17 protein-coding genes and 1 tRNA gene are annotated in these 22,099 nt (G+C 70.9%); 6 read left to right on the top strand and 12 right to left on the bottom strand.

Features of this window, described 5'->3' with window-relative positions; genetic code table 11:
• Nucleotides 1-817: 817 nt before the first annotated feature.
• Complete coding sequence (locus tag AB0K52_RS15550; protein WP_363531958.1) at nucleotides 818-1,195, bottom strand: ribosomal protein L7/L12; 378 nt, start codon at nucleotides 1,193-1,195, stop codon at nucleotides 818-820.
• A gap of 4 nt (nucleotides 1,196-1,199) precedes the next feature.
• On the bottom strand, nucleotides 1,200-1,691 hold the full coding sequence (locus AB0K52_RS15545) for a YajQ family cyclic di-GMP-binding protein (RefSeq protein ID WP_208498956.1): 492 nt from the start codon (nucleotides 1,689-1,691) through the stop codon (nucleotides 1,200-1,202).
• A gap of 196 nt (nucleotides 1,692-1,887) precedes the next feature.
• Here AB0K52_RS15545 and AB0K52_RS15540 point away from each other — a divergent pair.
• Nucleotides 1,888-1,972: transfer RNA gene (locus AB0K52_RS15540), tRNA-Tyr, on the top strand.
• Between the two features lie 55 nt (nucleotides 1,973-2,027).
• Here AB0K52_RS15540 and AB0K52_RS15535 read toward each other — a convergent pair.
• Nucleotides 2,028-3,245, bottom strand: a complete 1,218-nt coding sequence (locus AB0K52_RS15535; protein ID WP_363531955.1) for a histidine kinase — start codon at nucleotides 3,243-3,245, stop codon at nucleotides 2,028-2,030.
• A 223-nt stretch (nucleotides 3,246-3,468) separates the two neighbouring features.
• On the opposite strand from AB0K52_RS15535, the gene AB0K52_RS15530 reads away from it, so the two are divergent.
• The 3 genes from AB0K52_RS15530 (at nucleotide 3,469) to AB0K52_RS15520 (ending at nucleotide 7,659) form a co-directional block, all read left to right on the top strand.
• Nucleotides 3,469-4,641, top strand: a complete 1,173-nt coding sequence (locus AB0K52_RS15530; protein WP_363531952.1) for an ABC transporter ATP-binding protein — start codon at nucleotides 3,469-3,471, stop codon at nucleotides 4,639-4,641.
• Nucleotides 4,638-6,605 carry an ABC transporter permease gene (locus AB0K52_RS15525; RefSeq protein ID WP_363531949.1) on the top strand — a complete coding sequence of 656 codons (1,968 nt, stop codon included), beginning with the start codon at nucleotides 4,638-4,640 and terminating at the stop codon, nucleotides 6,603-6,605. The genes AB0K52_RS15530 and AB0K52_RS15525 overlap by 4 nt, the downstream gene beginning before the upstream one ends.
• Nucleotides 6,606-6,810: 205 nt before the next feature.
• A complete protein-coding gene (locus AB0K52_RS15520) occupies nucleotides 6,811-7,659 on the top strand; it encodes a siderophore-interacting protein (protein ID WP_363531946.1) in 849 nt (282 codons plus the stop codon).
• A 46-nt stretch (nucleotides 7,660-7,705) separates the two neighbouring features.
• Here the strand turns inward: AB0K52_RS15520 and AB0K52_RS15515 are convergent, their stop codons facing one another.
• The 4 genes from AB0K52_RS15515 to AB0K52_RS15500 form a co-directional block, all read right to left on the bottom strand.
• Nucleotides 7,706-8,821, bottom strand: coding sequence for an LCP family protein (locus AB0K52_RS15515; protein ID WP_363531943.1), 1,116 nt, complete (start codon nucleotides 8,819-8,821; stop codon nucleotides 7,706-7,708).
• A gap of 86 nt (nucleotides 8,822-8,907) precedes the next feature.
• Nucleotides 8,908-10,032: an LCP family protein gene (locus AB0K52_RS15510; protein ID WP_363531940.1), complete on the bottom strand. Its 1,125-nt coding sequence runs from the start codon at nucleotides 10,030-10,032 to the stop codon at nucleotides 8,908-8,910.
• Between the two features lie 91 nt (nucleotides 10,033-10,123).
• On the bottom strand, nucleotides 10,124-11,275 hold the full coding sequence (locus AB0K52_RS15505) for an LCP family protein (RefSeq protein WP_363531937.1): 1,152 nt from the start codon (nucleotides 11,273-11,275) through the stop codon (nucleotides 10,124-10,126).
• A gap of 179 nt (nucleotides 11,276-11,454) precedes the next feature.
• Nucleotides 11,455-12,399: a hypothetical protein gene (locus AB0K52_RS15500; RefSeq protein WP_363531934.1), complete on the bottom strand. Its 945-nt coding sequence runs from the start codon at nucleotides 12,397-12,399 to the stop codon at nucleotides 11,455-11,457.
• 233 nt (nucleotides 12,400-12,632) lie between these two features.
• On the opposite strand from AB0K52_RS15500, the gene AB0K52_RS15495 reads away from it, so the two are divergent.
• Nucleotides 12,633-14,126, top strand: coding sequence for a GGDEF domain-containing protein (locus tag AB0K52_RS15495; protein ID WP_363531931.1), 1,494 nt, complete (start codon nucleotides 12,633-12,635; stop codon nucleotides 14,124-14,126).
• Here the strand turns inward: AB0K52_RS15495 and AB0K52_RS15490 are convergent.
• Both AB0K52_RS15490 and AB0K52_RS15485 read right to left on the bottom strand, forming a co-directional pair.
• The gene (locus tag AB0K52_RS15490; RefSeq protein WP_363531928.1) at nucleotides 14,108-15,040 is read right to left on the bottom strand and encodes an endo alpha-1,4 polygalactosaminidase; all 933 of its coding nucleotides are present in this window, start codon (nucleotides 15,038-15,040) and stop codon (nucleotides 14,108-14,110) included. The two genes, AB0K52_RS15495 and AB0K52_RS15490, sit on opposite strands and share 19 nt — an antisense overlap.
• A gap of 230 nt (nucleotides 15,041-15,270) precedes the next feature.
• Nucleotides 15,271-16,095 (bottom strand): P1 family peptidase, encoded by an 825-nt coding sequence (locus AB0K52_RS15485; RefSeq protein ID WP_363531925.1) that lies wholly within the window; start codon nucleotides 16,093-16,095, stop codon nucleotides 15,271-15,273.
• Between the two features lie 356 nt (nucleotides 16,096-16,451).
• Between AB0K52_RS15485 and AB0K52_RS15480 the strand changes: the two genes are divergently transcribed.
• Nucleotides 16,452-16,670, top strand: coding sequence for a hypothetical protein (locus AB0K52_RS15480; RefSeq protein WP_208498944.1), 219 nt, complete (start codon nucleotides 16,452-16,454; stop codon nucleotides 16,668-16,670).
• Between the two features lie 304 nt (nucleotides 16,671-16,974).
• On the opposite strand, the gene AB0K52_RS15475 is transcribed toward AB0K52_RS15480, so the two are convergent.
• The 3 genes from AB0K52_RS15475 to glyA all read right to left on the bottom strand — a co-directional run bounded on the left by AB0K52_RS15475 (nucleotide 16,975) and on the right by glyA (nucleotide 21,805).
• Nucleotides 16,975-18,537: a hypothetical protein gene (locus AB0K52_RS15475; protein WP_363531922.1), complete on the bottom strand. Its 1,563-nt coding sequence runs from the start codon at nucleotides 18,535-18,537 to the stop codon at nucleotides 16,975-16,977.
• A 176-nt stretch (nucleotides 18,538-18,713) separates the two neighbouring features.
• The gene (locus AB0K52_RS15470) at nucleotides 18,714-20,285 is read right to left on the bottom strand and encodes an LPXTG cell wall anchor domain-containing protein (protein ID WP_363531919.1); all 1,572 of its coding nucleotides are present in this window, start codon (nucleotides 20,283-20,285) and stop codon (nucleotides 18,714-18,716) included.
• Nucleotides 20,286-20,530: 245 nt separating this feature from the next.
• A complete protein-coding gene (glyA, locus tag AB0K52_RS15465; protein WP_363531916.1) occupies nucleotides 20,531-21,805 on the bottom strand; it encodes a serine hydroxymethyltransferase in 1,275 nt (424 codons plus the stop codon).
• Nucleotides 21,806-22,099: the final 294 nt, after the last annotated feature.

Genomic DNA, 22,099 nt, shown 5'->3' with positions numbered 1-22,099 from the left:
GGTGGGAGATCGCCGGTCGGGATCACCTCGACCGGAGGCAGTGTTCAGAACGAGGCACACGAGCAAGGCCGGCCGCTGCGAACGGCAACGCCAGATCGGGCAATAGAGGACCCGACTCGGCAACGCCGCACGCACGGCGGCAGCACCTCCCGCGCTCGCATCAGCTTGGTGCGTGCGGGAAGCACCACCACCGTCGCTGCGCCGCAATGCGCTCATGAGGCAAGGGCCTCCAGGACGGGCAACCGCAAGGCAGTGACGGGAGTGCGCCCGGGCTGATGCGGGGAGCCCGGACCGGTATCCGGAGGGGCGGGCACGGAACGGCAGTATGCCTGGGAGGGTGCGAGTCGGCCGGGAAGCGAAGGGCTTCCCGGTCAGGCCCCAGGTGCATGCCAGACCCCAGGTACGAGGCCGGGGGCGTAGCTGAGAAAGGAGGCGGTTGGATACGGCGAGGCACCCCCTGGCTTGGGCGAGCGGCGCTTGTAGTGCGCCGGCATCGCCCGCTCGAGGTCGGACCCGAGCCTGCCGATCCGGCCCGATGATGGAGCAGACCGCCAAGGCCGCCCGTCGAGGAACGGCGGGACCAGGGTTCGCCCGGCACCGGCGACCGGCCGTTCCCGGCGTCAGAGCCGGGGGACGCCCCCCGCCGCTCCGTCGCCGACTGGTTGAAGTCCGCCGCAACGCGGCCTGAGCGCGGCAGCGGCCCTGGGGCGGTGGCTACCGTCTCGATCGTTGATCGGCCCCGCCTCGGCCGGCGAGCCGTGGGTCTGCTCTCGCTGCTCCGTCGCTGCCGAGTTGAGGGCAGAACGGTCCTCGGACCCTAGGCCTGGGCCATCCGCGCCCGCGCGCCCGCGCGCACCAGCGCGGCCTGCGCCTTCGTCGCGGTCGCGTGGTCCACCCCGGACACGATGGTCGACGGGACGACGTCGAGCATCGCCTCGGCCGGGCCCGGGCCCGCGCCCGTGAGCGTCCGGATCGCCTGGACCACCAGGACGGGCCGCTTGCCGGGCTCGTCGAGCACCACGGACCAGCGCGACTCCGGCTGCGGCGCGCCCTCGGCGGAGGGGTACACCACCCAGTGCTCGGAGCGCTCATCGACCTTGTAGCTGCGCTGGGTGATGGTGACCATGAGCGCGACCAGGCCCCCGCCCACGACGAACAGGGCGAGGACCAGGACATTGATGAGCGAGACGTGCATGGGACTAACGGTAGTTCGTGAATTGGAGCGCGACCTCGAGGTCCTTGCCCTTGAGGAGCGCGATGACCTCCTGCAGGTCGTCGCGCTTCTTGCCGGTCACGCGCAGCTTGTCGCCCTGGACCTGCGGCTTCACGCCCTTCGGGCCCTCGTCGCGGATGATCTTGCCGATCTTCTTCGCGTCCTCGGTCGAGATGCCCTGCTTGAAGGTCACATCGATCTTCGACTCCTTGCCGGACTGGCGCGGCTCGCCCGCGTCCAGGGCCTTCAGGGAGATCCCGCGCTTGATCAGCTTCTCCTTGAGCACGTCGAGGGCGGCCTTCACGCGGTCCTCGGTCTCGGCCGTGATCAGCGCCGCCTCGTCGCCGGAGCGCTCGACGCTCGCGCCGGTGCCCCGGAAGTCGAACCGGGTCGCCAGCTCCCGCTGGGCCTGGTTGATCGCGTTGTCGAGTTCGGCCAGGTCGATCTCGGAGACGATGTCGAACGAGGCGTCAGCCATGGCAGTCCGGTCCTTCCTTGCGGTTTTCAAGGTCAGCGTGGGGGCGCGAGGGGCGCGACCGCCAAGCTTAGTCCTGCCCCGCGGGCCCGGGCGGGCGCATTCCCGCCCGGCCGCAGTGAACGCCGTCTCAACTGGGGATAACCCGCTTGCGCGCGTCCCAGGAGGAGAGGTTATTCTTGCTCTCGCTACAAGCCACGGCAGGTTACCCAAGTGGCCAAAGGGAGCTGACTGTAAATCAGCCGTCATCGACTTCGCAGGTTCGAATCCTGCACCTGCCACCAGTAGCGGAAGGCCCCGACCAGCAGGTCGGGGCCTTCCTCGTTCACTCGATCCCGGTCACTCAGCGGGGGCGGTCGCACGCGGCAGCCACGCCGCCGTCTCCCACCCGCCCTCGGGCCGCGACTGCGCCCTGAGCTGGCCTCCGACCGCTTCGATGCGCTCACCGAGGCCGAGCAGGCCCATGCCGCCGCCGGACTGCGCCAGTCCACCCGCTGCGAGCCGCCCGCGGGGGGCCCGGCCGTCGTCGCGCACCGACACTTCGAGGCCGTTCCCGCTCGCGGCCGCGACCACCACGCGCACCCGGGTCGCCCCTCGCGCGTGCTTGCGCACGTTCGTCAGCGCCTCCCGCACGATCCGGTGCGCCGTCGCCGCGATCTCCGGCGCGACCGCGCTCCCCGCCAGCTCCGGCGAGATGAAGCAGGTCGTGTCCGTGCCCTCCCGGTTGAACCGCTCCACCAGGTCCTCGATCTGCGCGAGGTCCCCGAGCGGGTTCGTCCCCGCGCCGCCGTCGTCGTTGCGGAGCATCTTCACCATCCGCCGCATCGAGGTCAGCGCAGCGAGCCCGGCCTCCTCGATGTCCGCGAACGCCTTCCTGGGGTCGGTGTTCGTCACCTGCGCGGCCTGCGCGAGCACCACCATGCCCGTGACGTGGTGCGCCACGAAGTCGTGCATCTCGCGGGCGAGCTCCAGCCGCTCGGCCTGCCGCACCTCCTCCTGCGTCTCGCGCCGCAGCTTGTCCATGCTGCGCAGGTAGGCGCCGAAGCCGATCACCGTCGTCAACGCCATGCCGGTCAGCATCGTGCCCCCGATCGCGGCTTCCTGAAGATCGTTGCTGTACAGGCGTGCCACGCCGATGAGCATCACGGCCGCACCGGTGGCGTAGGCGACCCACCGCCCGGGCGGGGCGTCCCAGTGTCGGACGGCGAAGAGCATGAGCAGGCCCAGCGCCAGCAGCTCGGCCGTGCCGACGCCGCGGATCCCCTGGTCGTAGAAGAGGTCGAGCACGGTCGCCGCGAGCGACGCGACCGCGGCGGCGGCGATCCAGTGCTTGCGACCCGGCTGGTACCAGAAGTAGACGAAGATGACGAACAGCGAGACCGCCGTCTCGAGCCAGGCGATCCAGGAGTACATCGGCGGCTTCGTATCGGGACCGTGCGAGAGCATTTCGGCCAACAGGATCAGCAGCAGGCCGCCGATGATGCCGAACTTGAGCAGGCGCATGGTGAGCCGGTTGAAGCGGCTGCTCCAAGCGGGCCGGGAGGAAGTCGCGGTCATGCCACGACCGTATCCGCGATTCCGGGAGCCTCGGTCGAACGGCCGATCCGCGCCGCCCGAAACCGGCCGCCGAGCCGAAGTGGCAGGGGCCTTCGCCGGACGAAGCTGGTCCCATGAACGAACTCCTTGAGATCACGATGGTCCTGAGCCTGGTGCTCACGATCGCGTTCCTTATCGCAGGGACCGCCCTGCCCTTCATCCCGCAGGAGAGGAAGGCCCGCCGATGAGGCCCCCGATGCTCACCGCCCGCGCCCTCGCCAAGCGCTTCGGCACCGCCCCCGCCCTCGACGGCGTGGACTTCAATGTCGGCCCCGGCGAGTCGGTGGCCGTGACCGGGCCGTCCGGCTCGGGCAAGTCGACCCTCCTGCACTGCCTGGCCGGGATCATGCGCCCCGACTCGGGGGAGGTGCGCCTGTTCGACGAGCGCATCGACACGCTCTCGGAGCGCCAGCGCAGCCACCTGCGGCGCACCCGCTTCGCGTTCCTGTTCCAGTTCGGGCAGCTCCTCCCGGAGCTCCCGGCGGACGAGAACGTGGCGCTGCCGCTCATGCTCGGCGGCACGCCCCGCAAGGCCGCGCTCGAGCCGGCCCGCGCCGAACTGCGGCGACTCGGCTTGGCGGGCAAGGAGGACCGGCGTCCCGGTGAGCTGTCCGGCGGCGAGGCGCAGCGTGTGGCGCTGGCGCGGGCGCTCGTGGTGCGCCCGGCCGTGGTGTTCGCCGACGAGCCGACCGGCGCGCTCGACCGCGCCACCGGCGACCAGGTGATGGGCGTCCTGCTCGACACGGTCAGGGAACTCGACGCGGCCCTCGTGGTCGTCACGCACGACCCGCGGATCGCCGCGCGCTGCACCCGGACCATCGAGATCCGCGACGGGCGGCTCAGCGGCACCCCGCGGACCGGGAACGGCGACGGCTACGACGGCTTCAAGGCAGAGCCGGTAGCGGCGGGCCTGCGGGCCGGTTCGGCCCCGCAAGGCGCGAGCGCCCACGCGGTGTTCGGAGGCGAAGCGCCTGGTTCGCCTGCGGCGCAAGGGACTGCGGGCAGCGAGGGCGCCGCCGCGCTCCCGGTGCGCGAGGCGCGGGGCGGCGCGGACTCGCGCGCGGTGCGCGCTGACGCCGACCCGGTCGCGTTCGCGGCGGGGACGGTTCCGGCCGCAACCCCGTCGGGTGGCAGGGCCGCGCCGAACACGGCGGTCAGCGCAGCTGACACGGTGGCTCGGACCGTCGGCAGCGGCGGTGACGCCTTCGCGTCCACGGCGGCGCGTGAGGCCGCGCCGACGGCCGCGATGACGCGCGGGGCCGGTGCGCCCGGCGGGTCGGGCTCCGCGGGCTCACCGCAGCGCCCGACCACTGGCCCCGACTTCGGTCCCGAGCCCGTGGTCGAGGTGTGGCGATGACCGAGCTGGCGTGGCGGTTGACCCGCCTCGGGGGCCGCAGCGCCCTGCTGAGCACCGGCCTGACCGCGCTCGCGGTGGCCGTCGCGACACTGCTGCTGCAGTTCGCGGTCGCCGGGAACTTCGCGTTCGCCGAGCGCGCGGACCGGACCGCGTGGCGCGACCCGGCCGCGGCGACCGGGTCCGCTTCCGCGGTGATCGCCACGGCCGCCGACCACTTCGGCGGCGACTCGGTCACCCGCGTCGACCTCGCGGCGCTGGACGGCGACGCGCCCGTCCCGCCCGGCATGGACGCGTTCCCCGCGCCCGGCGAGGTCTGGCTCTCCCCGGCCGCCGCCGACCTTCTCGAGGGCGTCCCCGCCGCGGACTTCCTCGCCCGGTACGGGGACGTCCGCGTCGCCGGCGAACTCGGCGCCGAAGCGCTCGCGCACCCGAACGAGCTCGTGGCCGTCGTCGGCCGCGACGCCGCCGACCCGGCCATGCACGCCGAGCGGACCAGCGCGGACGGGGTGTCGCCCAGGGAGGTCGACTCGTTCGCGGGCGGCAGCGCCGACGCCGTGTACGGCTTCTACATGATCCTGATGGTCCTGGCCGCGATCCTCATGGCCGTGCCCGCCGCGGTCTTCGGGGCGGCCGCCGCCCGGCTCACCGTGGCCCGCCGCGACGAGCGGCTCGCGACGCTCCGGCTCATCGGGGCGACGCCGGGCCAGGTCATGCGGCTGACGCTCATCGAGACGACGCTCGCGGCCGCCGCCGGCGCGGTCGTCGGCACGCTTGCGTGGATGCTGGTGACGCCGCTGGTGGCGCTCATCCCGATCGACGGCGGCCGCTGGTACGTCGGTGACCTGTGGGCCGGGGCGCCGTGGATGGTCGCGGTCGCCGCGGCGGTGCCCGCCTTGGTGGCGGTGTCGTCGCTCATCGGCCTGCGCAGTGTCGTCATCAGCCCGCTCGGGGTGGCGCGGCGCGTGAAGACCAAGGGCCTCAAGGCGATCCGTCTGGTCGTGTTCGCGGTGCTCGCCATCGCGTTCATGGTCGGCTCGAACATGGTCGGCGGCGACATGGTCGCCGTGGCGATCCTCATCGGGCTGTTCGCCGCGACGCTCGCGGCGGTGAACCTGGTCGGCCCGTGGATCGTCCAGAAGCTCGGGCGGCTCCTGGCGCGCACCGCGCGGGGCCCGGCGCGGCTGCTGGCGGCGCGGCGGCTCGCCGACGACCCGAAGGCCGCGTGGCGCGCGGTCGCCGGGGTGGCGATCGCGGGGTTCGTGGCCGGTTCGGTGGCGATGTTCCCGATGCTGCAGACGGACACGGGCGCGCAGGGCACCGAGACCGTGGCGACCACCGTGCCAGCCGATGAGGCGGACGTCCTCGCGGCCGACCTCGCCGCCCGGCTCGGCGACACCGCCGAGGTCGCGGTGGTCGACTCGAGCGGGTACCTCACGGCCGGCGACGGACGCGCGGTGATCGAGGCGACGACGACCGGCGAGCAGCTGGAAGCGGTGCGCAGCACCATGACCGCGGCCCTGCCGGGGAACCCGCCCGAGCGCGAGGTCGATTCGAGCATCATGTCGAACCGGCTCGTCGGGTCCGTGCGCACCGGCGTCACGGTCGTCCTCGCGGTCGTGTTCGCGACCGCGGCCGTCTCGGCGGCGATCAGCGCGATCGGCTCGGTCCTCGACCGCCGCCAGGCCTACCGGCTGCTGCACCTCGCCGGGACCGAGCAGGAGGTCCTCGACAAGGCCCGCCGGCAGGAGGCCCTGCTGCCGCTGACCGTCATCGGCGGCGCCTCGATCCTCACCGGGATGGTCCTGACGATGCCGGTGATCGGCGCGATGGGCTTCGACGCGAGCGGCGCGCTCATCCTGGGCGCGACCGTGGCCGCCGGGGTCGTCGCGGTGGTCGCCGCCGGGGCCCTGTCGCGCCCGCTCCTGCGCTCGGTGATGCGGGACGTGAGCCCGCGACCGGACTGACCGGGGGCAGGCTCCGGGGCCGCCACTCCGCCCATCGACGGCTCGCAAGCTCCGCCGAGACTGGGGGTGTGGCGGCCCCGGTCCGTGTCCGGTCCCACTGGCGGCTCCCGGTTTCCGGATGTGATAGTTAGGGAAACCTAAGTTGACCGCGCCGCAGGCGCCGGAGGCCGGCCCCGCCGGTCCGGCGCGAACGGGAGGAGCCGAGATGGCTGAAGGCCGCGAACGCCGGGCCCCCAGGGTCACCACCGCCGAGGTGCTGCGCACCGAGCGCATCACCCCGCACATGATCCGCGTCGTGCTCGGCGGCGACGGCCTCGCCGACTTCGACTGCGGCGAATGCACCGACCACTACCTGAAGCTCCAGTTCCCCGCCCCGGGCGTCACCTACCCCGAGCCGTTCGACCTGGCCCGCATCCGCGAGGAGTTCCCGCGCGAGCAGTGGCCGGTCACCCGCACCTACACCGTCCGCAAGTGGGACCGGGCCGCCCGCGAGCTCTCCATCGACTTCGTCTACCACGGCGACGAGGGCGTCGCGGGGCCGTGGGCCGCGAACGTCCGGCCTGGCGCGCTGCTGCGCTTCGCCGGCCCCGGCGGCGCGTACGCCCCCGCCCACGACGCCGACTGGCACCTTCTCGCGGGCGACGAGAGCGCCCTCCCGGCGATCTCGGCCGCCGTCGAACGCCTCGACCCCGGCGCCCGTGCGCACGTCTTCCTCGAGGTCGAAGGGCCCGAAGAGGAGCAGCAGTTCAAGTCCGCGGCCGACCTCCACGTCACCTGGCTCCACCGCGGCGGCGCCCGCGTCGGCGAGCGCCTCGTCGCGGCGGTGCGCGCCTTCGACTTCCCCGCCGGTGACGTGCACGCCTTCGTCCACGGCGAGGCCGGTTTCGTCCGCGACCTGCGCCGCCTCCTCCGCTTCGAGCACGAGGTCCCCAAGGAGCGCATGTCGATCTCCGGGTACTGGCGCCTCGGCCACGACGAGGACGGCTGGCAGTCCAGCAAGCCGGAGTGGCGCAAGGTCGACGACGAGGACGAGGCCCGAGCCGCCGCCTCCTAGGCACGGAAGAAGGGGCCGCACCGGCGGCCCCTTTCCTGTTGCTCGGTCAGTCGGCGGAAGCGCTCGCGGTCTCCGACGCCGTCTCCGTGGGCGTCTTCCCCGGCGTCTTGACCCATTCGGGGTACTGGGTCATCCACTGGTCGAGCGTGTCGTTCTGCAGCGCCTCCCACAGCGCGTCGGCCGCGATCTCCTCGTCGCCCTCGTGGGTCATGACGATCGAGACGTTCTCGCCGCCGAGCGTCGTCTGGTCGGCCGAGGACGGCACCTGGACGCTGGTGATCGACTCGGGGTTGATGTCGCGCAGGTTCACGGCGAGGTCGGTGATCGACCACTCGTCGGGCTTGTCGATCGTGAGCGAGTCGCCGAAGCCCTCGAGGATGTCCGTGAGCTTGCCGGGGTCGGTCAGGTACCCCTTCTCCTTGAACGACTTGAGGAGCGACTTGATCGCCTGCTGCTGCATGGCCTGGCGGCCGTAGTCGCCGCCGCGGCCCTCCTCCCAGTCCGAGTCCCAGTCCCAGCCGTAGCGCTGGCGGATGAGGTCGAGCGACTCGTCCTTGTCGTACATGTCGCAGCCCTCGGGGAAGACCCGCTTCTCGCCGTGGATCGACTGGATCTCGTGCCAGGGGCACAGCTCGATCTCGCCGACCATGTCGACGAGCCCGAGGAAGCCTTCGAAGTCGACGGTGGCGCCCATGTGGAACTCGACGCCGGTGAGGTCGTAGATCGTCTGCACCACGTTGGGGCGCGTCACTTCCCAGTCGCCGCTGATCGACGCCGAGTGGTTGATCTTGTTCTCGCACGGGTTGTTGTCGTAGCCCGGGCCGCAGTCGGGGATCTCCACCCACAGGTCGCGCGGCAGCGACACCATCGTCGTCTCGGTCAGGTCCTCGTTGATGTGGACGAGGATCATCGTGTCCGAGCGGGTCGAGTCGCCCTGCTTGTCGACGCCGAGCACGAGGATGTTCAGCGGACCCTTGATGTCCTCGACCTCGGCCTGCGCGTCCCCGAGGATGTTCTCGGTCGGCACCGCGTTCTCGGCGGCGCTCGACGCGAACTGCGTGATGCCCGCGGTCCCGCCGGCGACCACCATCGTCAGGCCGCCCGCGTACGTCATCAGGTGCGCCCACCAGGGCGCGCCGCTCTTGCCGGCCATGTTCGGCATGGGTCAGTACTCCCGGGTCAGATCACACATTGCCGTAGGAGTCACGCGCGAACGGGTCCCGCCGGTTGCACGAGGGCCCGGTCTTGTCAACCGCCGGTCCCGCCGTCCTCGGTGCCGGTGCCCTCGGTACCGCCCTCGGCCTCGGCCGGCTCGGTCTCGGTGGCCGCGTTCCCGGTCTGCTTGACCCATTCGGGGTACTGCGCGATCCACTGGTCCATGGTGTCGTTCTGCAGCGCGCTCCACAGCGCGTCCGCCGCGGTCTGCAGCTCGCCCTCGGTGATCACCTCCGAGGAGCCCACCTCGGTCTCGATGGAGGTCGCCGGCACCCGGATCGAGGTGATGTCCTCGGGGTTGAGGTCGCGCAGGTTCATCGCCAGGTCCACGGCCGTCAGGCCGTCGGGCAGGTCGAGCGTCAGCTTGCCCTTCAGCCCCTCGAACAGCTCGGTGAGCTTCCCGACGTCCTTGTGGTAGCCGTCGGCCTTGAGCTCCTTGATGAGCGCCTTGATCGCCTGCTGCTGCATGGCCTGGCGCCCGTAGTCGCCGCCGAGGCCGCTCTCCCAGTCCGTCCAGCCGTAGCGCTGGCGGATGAGGTCGAGCGACTCTTCTTTGTCGTAGTACGCGCAGCCCTCGGGGAAGACCCGCTTCTCGCCGTGGATCGACTGGATCTCCTGCCACGGGCACAGCTCGATCTCGTCGACCAGGTCCACGAGGTCCATGAAGCCGTTGAAGTCGACGGTGGCGGCCATGTGGAACTCGACGCCGGTGAGGTTGTCGATGGTGCTCACCACGTTCGGGAGGGTCACGTTCTCCCAGTCGTCGCTGATCGACGCCGCGTGGTTGAGCTTCTGCATGCAGGGGTTGCTGCCCCAGTCGGGCCCGCAGTCGGGGATCTCGACGTACAGGTCGCGGGGGAGCGACACCATCGACACGTCGGTCAGGTCCTTGTTGACGTGCACCATGATCATCGTGTCCGAGCGGGTCGACCCGCCCTGCTTGTCGACGCCGAGCACGAGGATGTTCAGAGGACCCTCGATGTTCTCGACGTCCATCTCGGCCCGGTTGTCGAGGATGTCCTCGTTCTCCACCGCGCCGTTCGCGGTGTTGTAGCCGATCTGCGTCACCGCCGCCGCACCTCCGGCGACGACCATCGTCAGACCGCCCGCGTACAGCATCATGTGCGCCCACCAAGGCGCGCCGCTTTTGCCAGCCATGCAACTCCAATGGTCAGGTCAGCATTATTCACTACTGATAACGCTTCGATAAACGCGAGGGGTTGCACCCGGTCTGACCAGGGGCGCGACGTCAGTTCACGGTCGGTTCGTCACTCGCGGTGGCCTCTTCGCCGGCCTGTCCGCCGTCGACCGGGACGGCCGCGCAGTCGGGCTTCGAGTCGCCGCTGATCCACTGGTCGTTCGCGCACGCCCACTCGTTCACCGTGTCGTCCGCGATCGCCTGCCACAGCGAGTCGGCCGCGGTCTCCTCGTCGGTGCCCTCGTGGATCACCACGTACGAGGTGCCGTTCATGTCGCCCTCGGAGGACGGCGTCCCGATCGAGATGATCCCGCCCGGGTCGACGTCGCGCATCTGCGTGATCATGTCGATGAGGTTGTAGCCGCCCACGTCCAGGGTGAGCGCGTCGCCGAAGCTGTTGAGCAGGTCCACGGCCTTCACCGGGTCGGTCGCGTACCCGAGCTCCTTGGCCCGCTCCAGGATCTTCTTGATCGCCTGCTGCTGCATCTTCTGGCGGCCGAAATCGCCCCACGTGCCGTTCTCGTAGTCCTCGGGGTCGTCCCAGCCGTAGCGCTGGCGCACCAGGTCGAGCGCGTCCTCCTTGTTGTACTCGGCGCAGCCCTCGGGGTAGGTCTTCTTGTCGCCGTGGATCGAGGTGATCTCGTGCCACGGGCACAGCTCGATCGTGCCCAGCTCGTCGACCATCTCCAGGAAGCCCTCGAAGTTCGCGATCGCGCCGCCGTCGAACTGGATCCCGGTGAGGTGCGTGATCGTCTCGGCCGTGTTCTGGAACGACTCGCCCCAGTCCTCGGAGTACGCGAACGCCTCGGTCAGCTTCGTCTCCGACGCCGGCACCCCCGAGGGGACCTCCACGTACAGGTCGCGCGGCAGCGAGATCATGCTGACCTGCGTCAGGTCCTTGTTGACGTGCACGATGATGTCCGCGTCGGTGCGGGCCTCGCCGCCCGCGCCCACCCGCTCGTCGGTGCCCAGCACCAGGAAGTTCAGCGGGCCCTCGATCTTCTCGCCCTCCTCGGCCTCGACCCGCTGCTCGCCGAGCAGGTCGGCCTGGTTCACCGAGTCCTCGAGGACGTTCACGCCCACCTGGGCGGCGATCGCGCCGCCGCCTGAGACGACCATGACCATGGAGCCGGAGACGACCATGGCCTTCGCCCACCACGGCGACGAGGCCTTGGCGGCGGCGTGCTTCATCGGGCTGCCCATTGCTACTCCCGGAAGGTTCGGCGGGGTGTCGCGGCGCAGGGAAGGGGGGAGGCCGGCGCGCGCAGGGGGAGGCGCGCGCAGCTCGGCCGGCGCGCTGCGTCCCAGGCACCATAGAACATCAAGATCAAGCGCATGTTTCGTCCACCGCCCGGCAGCCCTGCCGCAGTGGATGAAAGGGACTAAAAGCCGAAATACTGTATGGCCCCGGCCACACCCAGCATGAGCGCGGTGGCGAAAGCCAGCCGCACCGCGCTGCACGGCCGCTCGCCCACCACCCGGCCGCTCTCGCCGTGCACCGCGACCATCCGCCGCCGCCCCCGGTGCCCGTACGACACCAGCCACACCGGCAGCAGCACCAGCCGGTACCCCAGCTCCGCGTACACCGTCTCGATGCTCGGCACATGCTGCTCGTCCCCGCCCACCCGCGCCCGCACCTCCCGCTCGACCTCGGCCGCCATCCGCGCCTTCGCCAGCTCCAGCCCCACCTCGGGCCCCAGCTCGTACCCCTGCGTCCAGTACCCGTCGAGCATCCCCGGATCGAACGCCACCGCGTCGTCGAGCGACCAGTCCCGCGCCAGCTCCGCCAGCGCCGTCCCCTCCAGCCGCACCGTCGCCGGTATCGGCACCGCCGCGAAGTCCCGGTCCACCGCGCCCGCCGCCGGGAACCACTTGACGCCCCGCACCCGTCCGCCGCCGCCCTGCGACCACTGGTACTCCCCGCGCGCGGCCTTGTACCGCGACCGCGTGCGCGCCCGCCACACCCAGAACGGCAGGTACGCGCCCCGGAACGACTCCGACTCGGCGATCCGGCGGAAGTCGCGCGGCGTGTACCAGGGCCGCCGTGCCCAGCGTCGCAGGATGCGCTTCGCCGTGGCCCGGCGGATTCGGAACGGCACGATCGCCTCGGGCGCCGTCAGCGCCTCCGGGGTGTCGTCCGCGTACCGCATCTTCGCCTTGGGCGGCAACGCGATCCAGTCGGGGTCCTGGAGCCGGCGCGTGTCCGGGCGGCCGTAGAGCTCGGTCCCGCAGGAGCGGCACGCGAGCACCGTCGCGCCGGGGGTCGCCTGCAGCGGTTCGCCGCAGGCGGTGCACGGTCTGACACTGTACGGACTCCGAGGGAGCAAAGCCCACCATCCTTCCATTTCGGGCACTGCTCACACTGTATGCGCCGCGCCCGGCATAGGGAGGAAAACGGTTCGGGCACTTGACTCTTCGAGGACCCAAGGTGAATACCGGCCACGACGTGCGCCACTGGATATATCGGCTCCGCGGTGGCAGGATAGAGCGCGTGACGCCACGGAGGGGGATCACGTCTGCGCGTGATTATGCCGATCAGTATCGGCGTCTGCGTGCCCTCATGCGGTCCGGCCAGGTCGCCGAGGCCGTCGCGGAGGCCACCTGGATCGTCTACAACTCCGACACCGTGCACCAGCGCGCCCAGGCGTGGCTGTTCATCCTCCAGGGCCAGATCTCGCAGCGCGCGACCGACAAGATCCCCGGCACCATCGACCAGGCCGGCGCCGCCGTCTCCCGCTGCCAGGACGCCCGCCTCACCGGCAAGTACCACGCCCTCGCCGCCTGGTACTACCACCACTACATCAAGGCCCTCGGCCTCACCGCCGAGCAGCTGGTCCTCTCCCGCCGCGCGCTCCAGACGATGGCCGAGGAGAGCCAGGCCGCCGTCGACGCCTGGTACGACCTCGCCGTGATCCTCTCCAACTGCGGCTACCAGCAGCAGGCCTCCCAGGCCCTCGACGAGTGCCACACCCTCGCCGAGGCCACCGGCGTCGGCCGCTCCTCAGTGGAGGGCGTCGAGGTCCGGGTCCGGGACGCCCTCCTGCGCTACTACACCGGCGACGCCCGGGCCTGCAACTACCTGCTGCTCAAGGAGCTCCGCCGCGTCAAGCCGAGCCTGCACGAGCTCGACACGCGCGAGATCGAGTGGATCCACTACGCGCTGGCGCGCGTCAGCCTCCTCGGGGTGGGCGAGAACTGGACGGTCGAGCACCTGCTGCCGGAGGAGACGTCATCGGTGGAGGCGATGGACCTGCGGATCCTCGCGCGCGCGTCCCGCCTCATCGCGCAGGCGCGCGGCCTGGAGGCCCTGGAGGTGCTTGACGCGCGCGAGATAGGGGACGAGACGCTCGGCGTGATGGAGCCGCAGCACCTGCGTTCGCTGGCGCTGGTGGCGAAGGGCGACCACGCGGCGTCGATCCTCGCGGCGCACGCGACGACGTACGCGCTCTACAAGCAGATCAACGAGTTCCACACGATCTACCTCGATTCGGCGGGCGCCCTGGTGGACCGGGACCAGCTGCGCCGCGCCGTCGCGGGCTGGGCGGACCGGGCGAACACCGACGACCTGACGGGCCTGCCGAACCGGCGCCGCCTCGACGAGTTCCTGTCTGACGTGGACGGCGACGGCATGATCGCGGTGCTCGACCTCGACGGCTTCAAGGCCGTCAACGACACCCACGGCCACCAGGCGGGGGACACGATCCTGCAGCGGGTCGCGGCGCTCCTGTCGAGCGTGGTGCGCACCGGGGACCTGTTGGCGCGCACGGGAGGCGACGAGTTCATCCTGGTGCTGCCGGGCGCGACCGAGTACGACGCGGACGCGGTCTCGCAGCGCATCCGGGTCGCGGTCTCGAGCGAGAACTGGGAGTACTCGGTGCCCGGCACCCCGGTCGACGTCTCGATCGGCTGGGCGCGCCTGGCGGCGGGCGGCAATCCGTCGCAGACGCTGTGGGCGGCCGACCAGGCGATGTACCAGATGAAGCGCTCGCGCAAGAACTTCTGGGAGGGGAACGCCTTAATGGCGCCCCGCTCCGGTCAGGGGCACGGCGCGTAGACCGCGTCGAGGTCGACGCCGGCGACGGCTCCGGCGAACCCTTCGGCCGCGTACCGCTCGCAGGCTTCGGCGACGTGCTCGGGTTCGGAGGCGTAGTCGACGGCGAGGATCGTCTTCCCGGCGTCGCGGATCGCGCGCGTGTCGTCGAGGTTCTCGGCGCACCAGTCCTCGGCGCAGGGCTCGTCCTCGTTGAGGAAGAACAGCTCTTCGATGCCGATCCCGTCGATGGCGTCGATGTAGCCGGGGAACTCGCGCAGCTCGGGGGAGTTCTGGACGAGGATCCGAAGGTCGTCCCCGGCGTGGTCGGCGGCGGCGATGACGAGGTCGACCATCTTCTGCGCCAACGACTCCCGGGTCTCGCCGGGGACGAGCGCGAGGTCGATCTCCTCGTAGGCGTTCGGCACGTCGAGGTACACGCCGTCGAACCCGGCCGCGGCGGCCTGGTCGAGGCGGGGCCGCATGACGAGGTCCCACCAGCGCTGGTCCCAGTACTTGACGAAGTACTCGTCGGGCCAGTCGCCCCACTGGTTGAGGACCATGTCGGTCTCGGCGACGGCCGGGTGTTCGGGGCGGTAGGTCTCGATGGAGCCCATGGTGAAGTAGGCGTAGACGGTCTTGCCGGAGTCCTTGAGGGCGGCGATCTCGTCGGCGCTGAAGTAGTCTTCCCCGCCGTCGCGGGCGAGGTCGATGACGGCGGCCTCATGGGGGGCGGCCACGAGCGCGTCGAGCGAGTCGTCCTCGTACCCGGAGAGCTGGTAGATCCAGCTCGAAGGTTGCGGGGCCGCACCGGTCTCCTGCTCGGCGGCGCTGCTCTCGGGCGCCTCGGGGTCGAACCCGGAACCCTGCACGCACCCGGCGAGCACCAGCGGCAGCACCAGCGGCAGTACCAGCACGGCGGCGCGAAGACGTCTCATGTGCTGCAGCTTAAGTGATCCGGACGCCGACACGCCCGAGCGAGCACTGTCGGACCCGCCACGTACCTTCGAAACCGGGGGCGCCTGCGAACGCCCGATTTGCGAAGACCCGCCGCTCGCGTTTCGCCGCGGCCGATCACTGTCGGACCCGCCCCGTAGCCTGGAATCGGGGGTCCCCTGGGGCCCGATTTGCGAAGACGCTCCCGGACGCTCCGTTCACGTGCTTCCGCTCAGAGCGCTTCGCCGATCGCCTCTGCGACCGCCTCGACCGCGAGCGCCCGCACGACGTCGACCGAGGCCTCGAGGCTCCCGGTCGAGGCCGCCACGAACGCGTCGCCGTCCATCCGCGTGTGCACCGGGCTGATCGCCTTCGCGAGGCCGTCGTGCGCGCCTTGCGCGACCAGGGCGCATTCGACCTTGTCGAGCCGGGCGTTCGTCACCACGACGCCGATCGTGGTGTTGCGCCCGAACGTGCCCGTCGCGAACCCCTCGGGCCGCAGCAGGTCCCGGTCCAGCGGTCCCGGCTCGCCGAAGGCGTTCACCGCCGCGAGCGCGCTCACCGCCACGTTTCCGGCCCGCACGGTCGCGGTGCGCAGTCCCGAAGGCAGTGTCACGCCCCGCCACTGCCCGACGGTCGCGCCCCGGCCCGCGCCGATCGGGCCGTCCAGCGCCGGCTCGAACGGCGCCATCGCGGCGTCGCACGCTTCGTATCCTTGGGCCGCAGCGGGAACCGCGCCCGAGCCGTCGAGGTCGAAGAGCCCGAGCGTCGGCACGATCGGCACCGGCCCGCCCGGCGTGATCACGCCGCGGCCCTGCTCGGCCAGCCACTGCATCACCCCGTCCGCCGCGGCCAGGCCGAACGCCGAGCCGCCGGTGAGCAGCACCGCGTCGATTCCGGTGTTCGCGCGCAGCGGGTCGAGCAGTTCGATCTCGCGGCTGGCGGGGGCCCCGCCCCGCACCTCGCCCGAAGCGGTCGTGGCCTTCTCGAACAGCAGCACCGTGCAGCCGGTGTGCTCGCCGGTCCAATGCCCGACGCGAACTCCCAAGTCCCGCATCCGGACAGAGTACCGTCACGCTTCCCGCGACCGCCTCTGAAATTCGATAACCAAACGGTAACTAAGCTCATTGTGGACAGTGTTGCGGGACACCTGTGACCCACGCGAAATCCCTGGATTTACCGAGCAAGCACGTCTTAGCATTGATGATGAAGCCGAGGGAAGCAGGAGCGGGACGGTGAACCCGCAACCGCTCTAGCCATGGTGAAGCTTGCGAACCATAAATGGTGCAGCCCCGGCCCGGAGGCGGTCCACCGCGATCGCACCGGATTCCCGCCGTCGACAATGGCGTCATCGACGAGCGGTTCCCCAAGAAAGATCCACAATCCGGCTCACCCTGCCGGGAAGGAATCATCATGTACGAGTTCGTAGGAGCATTCCTCGCAGTCGACGCCGCCAACACCGTTGCCAACTCGGCCCTGCCGAACGCCCCGGTCGTTGACGACGGGCGTGCCGACAAGCCTTACGCTTTCGGCGTCACCCGCCCGGAGAAGGTCCGCCTCTCGACCGCCGGCGTCCTGCGCCGCGCGGCCGACCGCGTCGAGGGCCGCGCCCTCGCCGGCCTGGCCCGCTAAGGCCTGAGGCCCGCCGCCCACAAGGCGCCGACCGAAGACTGCAACAACTCAAATCACCAGAACGCGACGCGCTGCGGCTTTCTCCCAAGAGCCGGGCGCGTTTCGCTCTCCCGGAGGCGGGCCCGGCCGAAAGGCGGGGCCCGCCTCCGGCGTCCCGGCGCTCTCCGGCGCCACTGCCCATCCCCTCCCCGGGACCGGTCCGCGAACCGCCCCGCGCGCGAACGCGACGCGGACCCGCCCGGCACGCGACAGGGTCCCGGCCGAAGCCGGGACCCTGGTCTTCTTGCGCTCCAGGCGTTCCCGCCTACTCCTCAGCGCCCGCCTTGCGGCGTCGCGACGAGAGGGCGAACAGCACCACGCCGGCCACGAGCACCAGCGCCGCGGCGCCGATGATCATGCCGAGCGAGACGCCGGTCGTCGGCAGCTGCCCGGAGCCGCTGCCGTTGACGGTGATCTCGGCCTTGTCGTTCGTCGCGTCCGCGTCGGCGACACCGGGATACCCGTCGCGCTCCAGAGCGAGGACCTGCATCGTGCCCTTGTCGTCCGAGTCCGCGTCGGTGATCTTCACGGTGAAGGAGAGGTCGAGTTCCTCACCGGCGGGAAGCGCGACGAAGAAGCACACGAAGTCGAGCTGGCCCAGCCCGAGCTCGGGGTAGGGGTACGAGACGCCGTCCGAAACCGAGCAGCTCCACGGGGAGGCCTCGTCGGTCGCGATCGTCAGCAGCTCCAGGCCCTTCGGCAGCGTCACGGCCAGCGCGAACGAACCCGACGCGTCGTAGAACGAATAGGCGTCGGCCGGACCCTCGTTGCCGACCGGAACGGTCAAGGTCACCTCGTCGCCGTTGCGGCCCTTGGCATTCGCATCATCGACGGCCAGGTCGAAGGGGTTCGCGACCGTCTCGATCGCGATGCGGCCCCGGGTGAGGTCGCCGAACTCGGATTCGGGCTCCAGTACCTCGCGCAGCGCGAACAGCTCGTCGGAGTCCGGGTCCCAGGAGAGGCCGTCGGTCAGGATCGCGAGCGTTTCGGCGTCGATGACCTGGAGGCGGTACGCGCAGGCGCAGATGTCGGCCGGTCCGGGGGCGTTCGGGCTCACCTCGTACTCGACCGGCGCGGCGGGAGTGAAGACCGCCCCCGGGTCGTCGGGGAAGTCGGTGACGAAGCAGGTGAGGTCGTAGTCGTCGGCGATGCAGTTGTCGTAGTCGTCGAGGGCGCCGGCGCCGTAGTAGCGCGAGTGGTCGAAGGTCGCCATCACCGCCGCGGCGTCCTCGGCGATCGGGTCCTCCTGCAGGAACTCGGGCTGCACTGCGACGGTGGAGCCCGGCTCGACCCCGTCGAGCTCGACGTCGCCGTACCGGTACGGCGAGAGGGGGTCGTCGCTGCCCGGCGGGGCGATCTCGACGTGCTTCGCCTCGCTGTGGACCACTTCGCCGTCCACGGCGAGGTCCACGGTGTACGGGTGGGTGCCGACGTGCGCCGCGTCGGGCACTGCCACGTCGAACTCGAACCGGAAGCCGGGGTAGGCGGACGCCTCCTGGACGCACACGACCTCGGTGTGCCCCGCGTTCACCTCGCAGCGTTCGCCGATGTCGCCGCCTGAGAACCGGAACGCGTCGTCGGCGATGTCGATCGCGAGCGTCAGGGTGAGGGTGTGCGCGCCGGGGGTGAAGTCGTCGCCGAAGTAGGCCTCGAAGCCTTGGAGGCGCGGGTCCTCCTCGGCATGGAACGGGCCTTCGAAGCCGAGGAACGTCTCGATCGGCTCGGGTGCGGCGGCAGCCGGGGCCGCGAACGCCCCGGCGCCGAGTGCGGCCGCGCCGAGGACGGCCGCCGTGCGCGTTCCTGCGCGCCGGAGTTGGAGCAGTGCCATGGGGGTTCCTTTGCGGTGGTGCCGAGGCAGTCGAGCTCGCTCGGGTGATGGTGCTCATCTGTTCAACGCCGCGGCCCCGCGCCCGGTTGCGCCTTTTGTTCACCTTCTCGTCACCGGGCGTACGGCGAAGGGGGCGCCCGGCCGAAGCCGAACGCCCCCTTCGTGATCGCCGGGTACTAGACCTCGGCGCCCGCCTTGCGGCGGCGCGAGGTGAGGGCGAACATGACCACGCCGGCCACGAGCACCAGCGCCGCGGCGCCGATGATCATGCCGAGCGAGACGCCGGTCTTCGGCAGCTTCGGCGTGGTGGAGCCGTTGCCGCTGCCGCTGCCGTTGACGGTGATGTCGGCCTTGTTGTTCTTCGTGTCGGCGTCGGCGATGCCCGGGTAGCCGTCGTTGTCGATCGCGGCGACCTCGAGCGTGCCCTTGGCGTTCGCGGTCGCGTCGGTGATCTTCACCGTGAACTTGAAGTCGAACGACTCGCCTTCGCCGAGGCTGGAGAAGATGCAGACGAAGTCGGTCTTGGCCGGGTCGACCTGCGGGAAGGACTGCTCGATCATCGGGTCGTCGGGCTCGAAGCAGGAGATCTCGTCGCCGTCGCCGTCGATCTTGACGAGCTCGAGGCCCTTCGGCAGCGCGCCGATGAGCCCGTAGGAGCCGGGGCCGTCGAAGACGTTGATCGCGTCGGCCGGGCCGAGGTTCTTCACCGGGACGGTGAGGGTGACCTGGGCGTCCTTGGCGCCCTTGGCGTTCACGGCGGCGACGGACAGGTTGAACGGGTTCTCGCCGGTGCGGATGTCGATGTAGCCGGTCGAGTCGAAGTGCTCGGGGTCGCCGCCCTCGGAGACGAGTTCGAAGCCGAGCTGGTCGCCGTTCTCGGTGTCGACGTCGCCGTACTCGGACTCGAGGGTCGCGGCGTCGAGGGCGCGCACCTCGAAGGTGCAGCCGCAGATCTCGAGCGGCCCGGGCACGTTCTCGCCGACCGAGAACGTGAAGGGGGAGTCGGGCGCGAACACGGCGCCCGGAATGTCCTCGTAGTCGGTGACGATGCAGGTGACGCCGCCGTCGTCGCCCCAGTAGCCGTCGACGCAGTTCTCGTACGGGGCGGTCGCCTCGGCCGTGCCCGTGAGGATGTAGGAGGGCTCGGCGACGGCGTAGGCCAGGGCCACGGTGTCGCCCGGCAGCGCCTCGGTCTGCATGAAGTCCGGGCCGGTCTCGTGGCTGCCGCCCGGGTCGATGTCGATCTGGTCCTGGCCGTAGAGGAACGGCTCGACCGAGTGCGCGCTGACCTCGATGACGTCGTCGACCGTGGCGACCGTCGCGCCGTCGACCTTGAACTCGACGGTGTAGTCGTAGTCGCGCGGCTCGGCCTCGAGGACGGGCGCGTACAGGTAGTCGAAGGCGACGCTCTCGGCCGCGTCGGCCTGGCATTCGACGACGGTGTCCGAGAGCGCGGCGCAGTCGGCGTCGTCGTCGTTGTCGAGGGTGAAGGTGCCCTCGGGGGCGTCGAAGGTGATCGTCGCGGTGAGTTCGTGCCCGGCGGGGAACGCCTCGGAGAAGACGATCTGGGCGACGGCGAGCTTGAGGTCCTCGCCGACGGTGACCGGCGAGTAGTCCTCGACGAAGGTCGCTTCGACTTCGGGGGTCTGGGCGGCGGCGGGGGCCGCGAAGACGCCGGCGCCGAGCGCGGCGGCGCCGAGGCCGACGAGCGCGCGCCGACCGGTGGTCCTGAGGTGTGGCGATGACATGTACGGGTTCCTTTGTGGATCGGCCGTGGCGCCGTGGTCAGGGGCGATCCCGGCCAGGGGGATGTGGGTATGAGTTAGACGCCCGTCGGGTCCCGTGCTGTTGCAGGCGAATCCGTGAATTCTTGCGAGGGGTAACCGAGTCCACAGCGAACAGGGCCCCCGACCGTTGCGGTCGGGGGCCCTGCGGCGGCAGTGCCGCGAATGGATTCGCTCGGAAGGCCAGGCCTTCCAGGCCGGACTCGGCCTTATTTGTTCCATCCCGGAATGGGGAACGCCTTCGTGTGCTCGCGGATCTCGCCCGCGATCACGTCGAGCTCGTTGTCCTTGCCGTCCTTCGCGGCGGACACGGCCCGGTCGATCCAGCCCGCGATGAGGTCCATGTCGCCCTCGGTCATGCCGCGGGTCGTCACCGAGGCGGTGCCGATGCGCAGGCCCGACGGGTCGAACGGCTTGCGCTGGTCGAACGGGACCGAGTTGAAGTTCAGCTCGATGCCCGCCGCGTCCAGGGCCTTCGCCGCCGGCTTGCCGGGGATGTCCTTGCTGGTGAGGTCGACCAGGATCAGGTGGTTGTCGGTGCCGCCCGAGACCAGGTCGAAGCCGCGCGCGGACAGGCCCGTCGCGAGCGCCTTCGCGTTCTTCACGATCTGCGCCGCGTAGTCCTTGAAGGAGTCCTTCGCGGCCTCCCGCAGCGCCACGGCGATGGCCGCGGTGGTGTGGTTGTGCGGGCCGCCCTGGAGGCCCGGGAAGACCGCCTTGTCGATGGCCTTCGCGTGCTCCTCGTTGGTGAGGATCATCGCGCCGCGCGGGCCGCGCAGGGTCTTGTGCGTGGTCGTGGTGACGACGTCGGCGAGCCCGACCGGGGTCGGGTGCGCCCCGCCCGCGACGAGGCCCGCGATGTGGGCGATGTCGGCCATGAGCACCGCGCCGACCTCGTCCGCGATGGCCTTGAAGCCCGCGAAGTCGACGGTGCGGGGGATCGCGGTCCCGCCGCAGATGATCATCTTCGGGCGCTCGCGGCGCGCGATCTCGGCGACCTCGTCGAGGTCGATGCGGCCGGTCTCGCGGCGGACCCCGTACTGGACGGCGTCGAACCACTTGCCCGTGGCCGAGACCTTCGCGCCGTGGGTCAGGTGACCGCCCGCGGGCAGCCCCATGCCGAGGACCTTGTCGCCCGGGTTGAGGAACGCCATGTAGACGGCCAGGTTGGCGGGGGACCCGGAGTACGGCTGGACGTTCGCGTGGTCGGCCCCGAAGAGGGACTTCGCCCGGTCGATCGCCAGCTGCTCGACGACGTCGATGAACTGCTGGCCCTCGTAGTAGCGCTTCCCGGCGTACCCCTCGGAGTACTTGTTGGTCAGAATCGACCCGGTCGCCTCCATGACCGCCTGGGAGACGTAGTTCTCGGACGCGATGAGGCGGATCTTCTCCGACTCGCGGCGCCCTTCGGCTTCGATGGCCTTCTCGATCTCGGGGTCGACGGCCGCGAGCGACGCGGTGAGGGCCTCGTAGGCGTCGGACATGCAATGCTCCTCGCTGATCGGCATGATCTCGCACGGCGACCGGGCAGGTGGCCTTGATGCCCCGAGCATAGCCGGGCTCTCTGAGCTGGGCACCCCCTGTTTCCTCACCTGTGAGACGGACTCCCCGGGCCGTCGGCCGCCCGCGCGTGCGCCCTGGGTGCTCGGACGCCCGGCAGGACGCGTGAGCACGGCCGACGAGACCCTTGTGGGACGGCCGGGACCGCGCGAGCCGCGGCTCGTTTTCGGGGCATAAGTCCCACCGGCGACCCTCTGCGGCCCGAATGGACGCTGTGG

The organism is Glycomyces sp. NPDC049804, from assembly GCF_040674615.1.
Lineage (GTDB): Bacteria > Actinomycetota > Actinomycetes > Mycobacteriales > Micromonosporaceae > Glycomyces > Glycomyces niveus.
The sequence above is the reverse complement of the archived record's forward strand: the minus strand, read 5'-3'. Positions and strand labels throughout refer to the sequence as shown.

Excerpts from the sequence above, each read along its gene's own strand:
- AB0K52_RS15490 (WP_363531928.1), bottom strand. The coding sequence starts at position 15,040 with ATGAGACGTCTTCGCGCCGCCGTGCTGGTACTGCCGCTGGTGCTGCCG.
- AB0K52_RS15530 (WP_363531952.1), top strand. The coding sequence starts at position 3,469 with ATGAGGCCCCCGATGCTCACCGCCCGCGCCCTCGCCAAGCGCTTCGGC.
- AB0K52_RS15520 (WP_363531946.1), top strand. The coding sequence starts at position 6,811 with ATGGCTGAAGGCCGCGAACGCCGGGCCCCCAGGGTCACCACCGCCGAG.
- AB0K52_RS15475 (WP_363531922.1), bottom strand. The coding sequence starts at position 18,537 with ATGGCACTGCTCCAACTCCGGCGCGCAGGAACGCGCACGGCGGCCGTC.
- AB0K52_RS15505 (WP_363531937.1), bottom strand. The coding sequence starts at position 11,275 with ATGGGCAGCCCGATGAAGCACGCCGCCGCCAAGGCCTCGTCGCCGTGG.
- AB0K52_RS15470 (WP_363531919.1), bottom strand. The coding sequence starts at position 20,285 with ATGTCATCGCCACACCTCAGGACCACCGGTCGGCGCGCGCTCGTCGGC.
- glyA (WP_363531916.1), bottom strand. The coding sequence starts at position 21,805 with ATGTCCGACGCCTACGAGGCCCTCACCGCGTCGCTCGCGGCCGTCGAC.
- AB0K52_RS15510 (WP_363531940.1), bottom strand. The coding sequence starts at position 10,032 with ATGGCTGGCAAAAGCGGCGCGCCTTGGTGGGCGCACATGATGCTGTAC.
- AB0K52_RS15535 (WP_363531955.1), bottom strand. The coding sequence starts at position 3,245 with ATGACCGCGACTTCCTCCCGGCCCGCTTGGAGCAGCCGCTTCAACCGG.
- AB0K52_RS15525 (WP_363531949.1), top strand. The coding sequence starts at position 4,638 with ATGACCGAGCTGGCGTGGCGGTTGACCCGCCTCGGGGGCCGCAGCGCC.
- AB0K52_RS15485 (WP_363531925.1), bottom strand. The coding sequence starts at position 16,095 with ATGCGGGACTTGGGAGTTCGCGTCGGGCATTGGACCGGCGAGCACACC.
- AB0K52_RS15550 (WP_363531958.1), bottom strand. The coding sequence starts at position 1,195 with ATGCACGTCTCGCTCATCAATGTCCTGGTCCTCGCCCTGTTCGTCGTG.
- AB0K52_RS15495 (WP_363531931.1), top strand. The coding sequence starts at position 12,633 with ATGCGGTCCGGCCAGGTCGCCGAGGCCGTCGCGGAGGCCACCTGGATC.
- AB0K52_RS15480 (WP_208498944.1), top strand. The coding sequence starts at position 16,452 with ATGTACGAGTTCGTAGGAGCATTCCTCGCAGTCGACGCCGCCAACACC.
- AB0K52_RS15545 (WP_208498956.1), bottom strand. The coding sequence starts at position 1,691 with ATGGCTGACGCCTCGTTCGACATCGTCTCCGAGATCGACCTGGCCGAA.
- AB0K52_RS15515 (WP_363531943.1), bottom strand. The coding sequence starts at position 8,821 with ATGCCGAACATGGCCGGCAAGAGCGGCGCGCCCTGGTGGGCGCACCTG.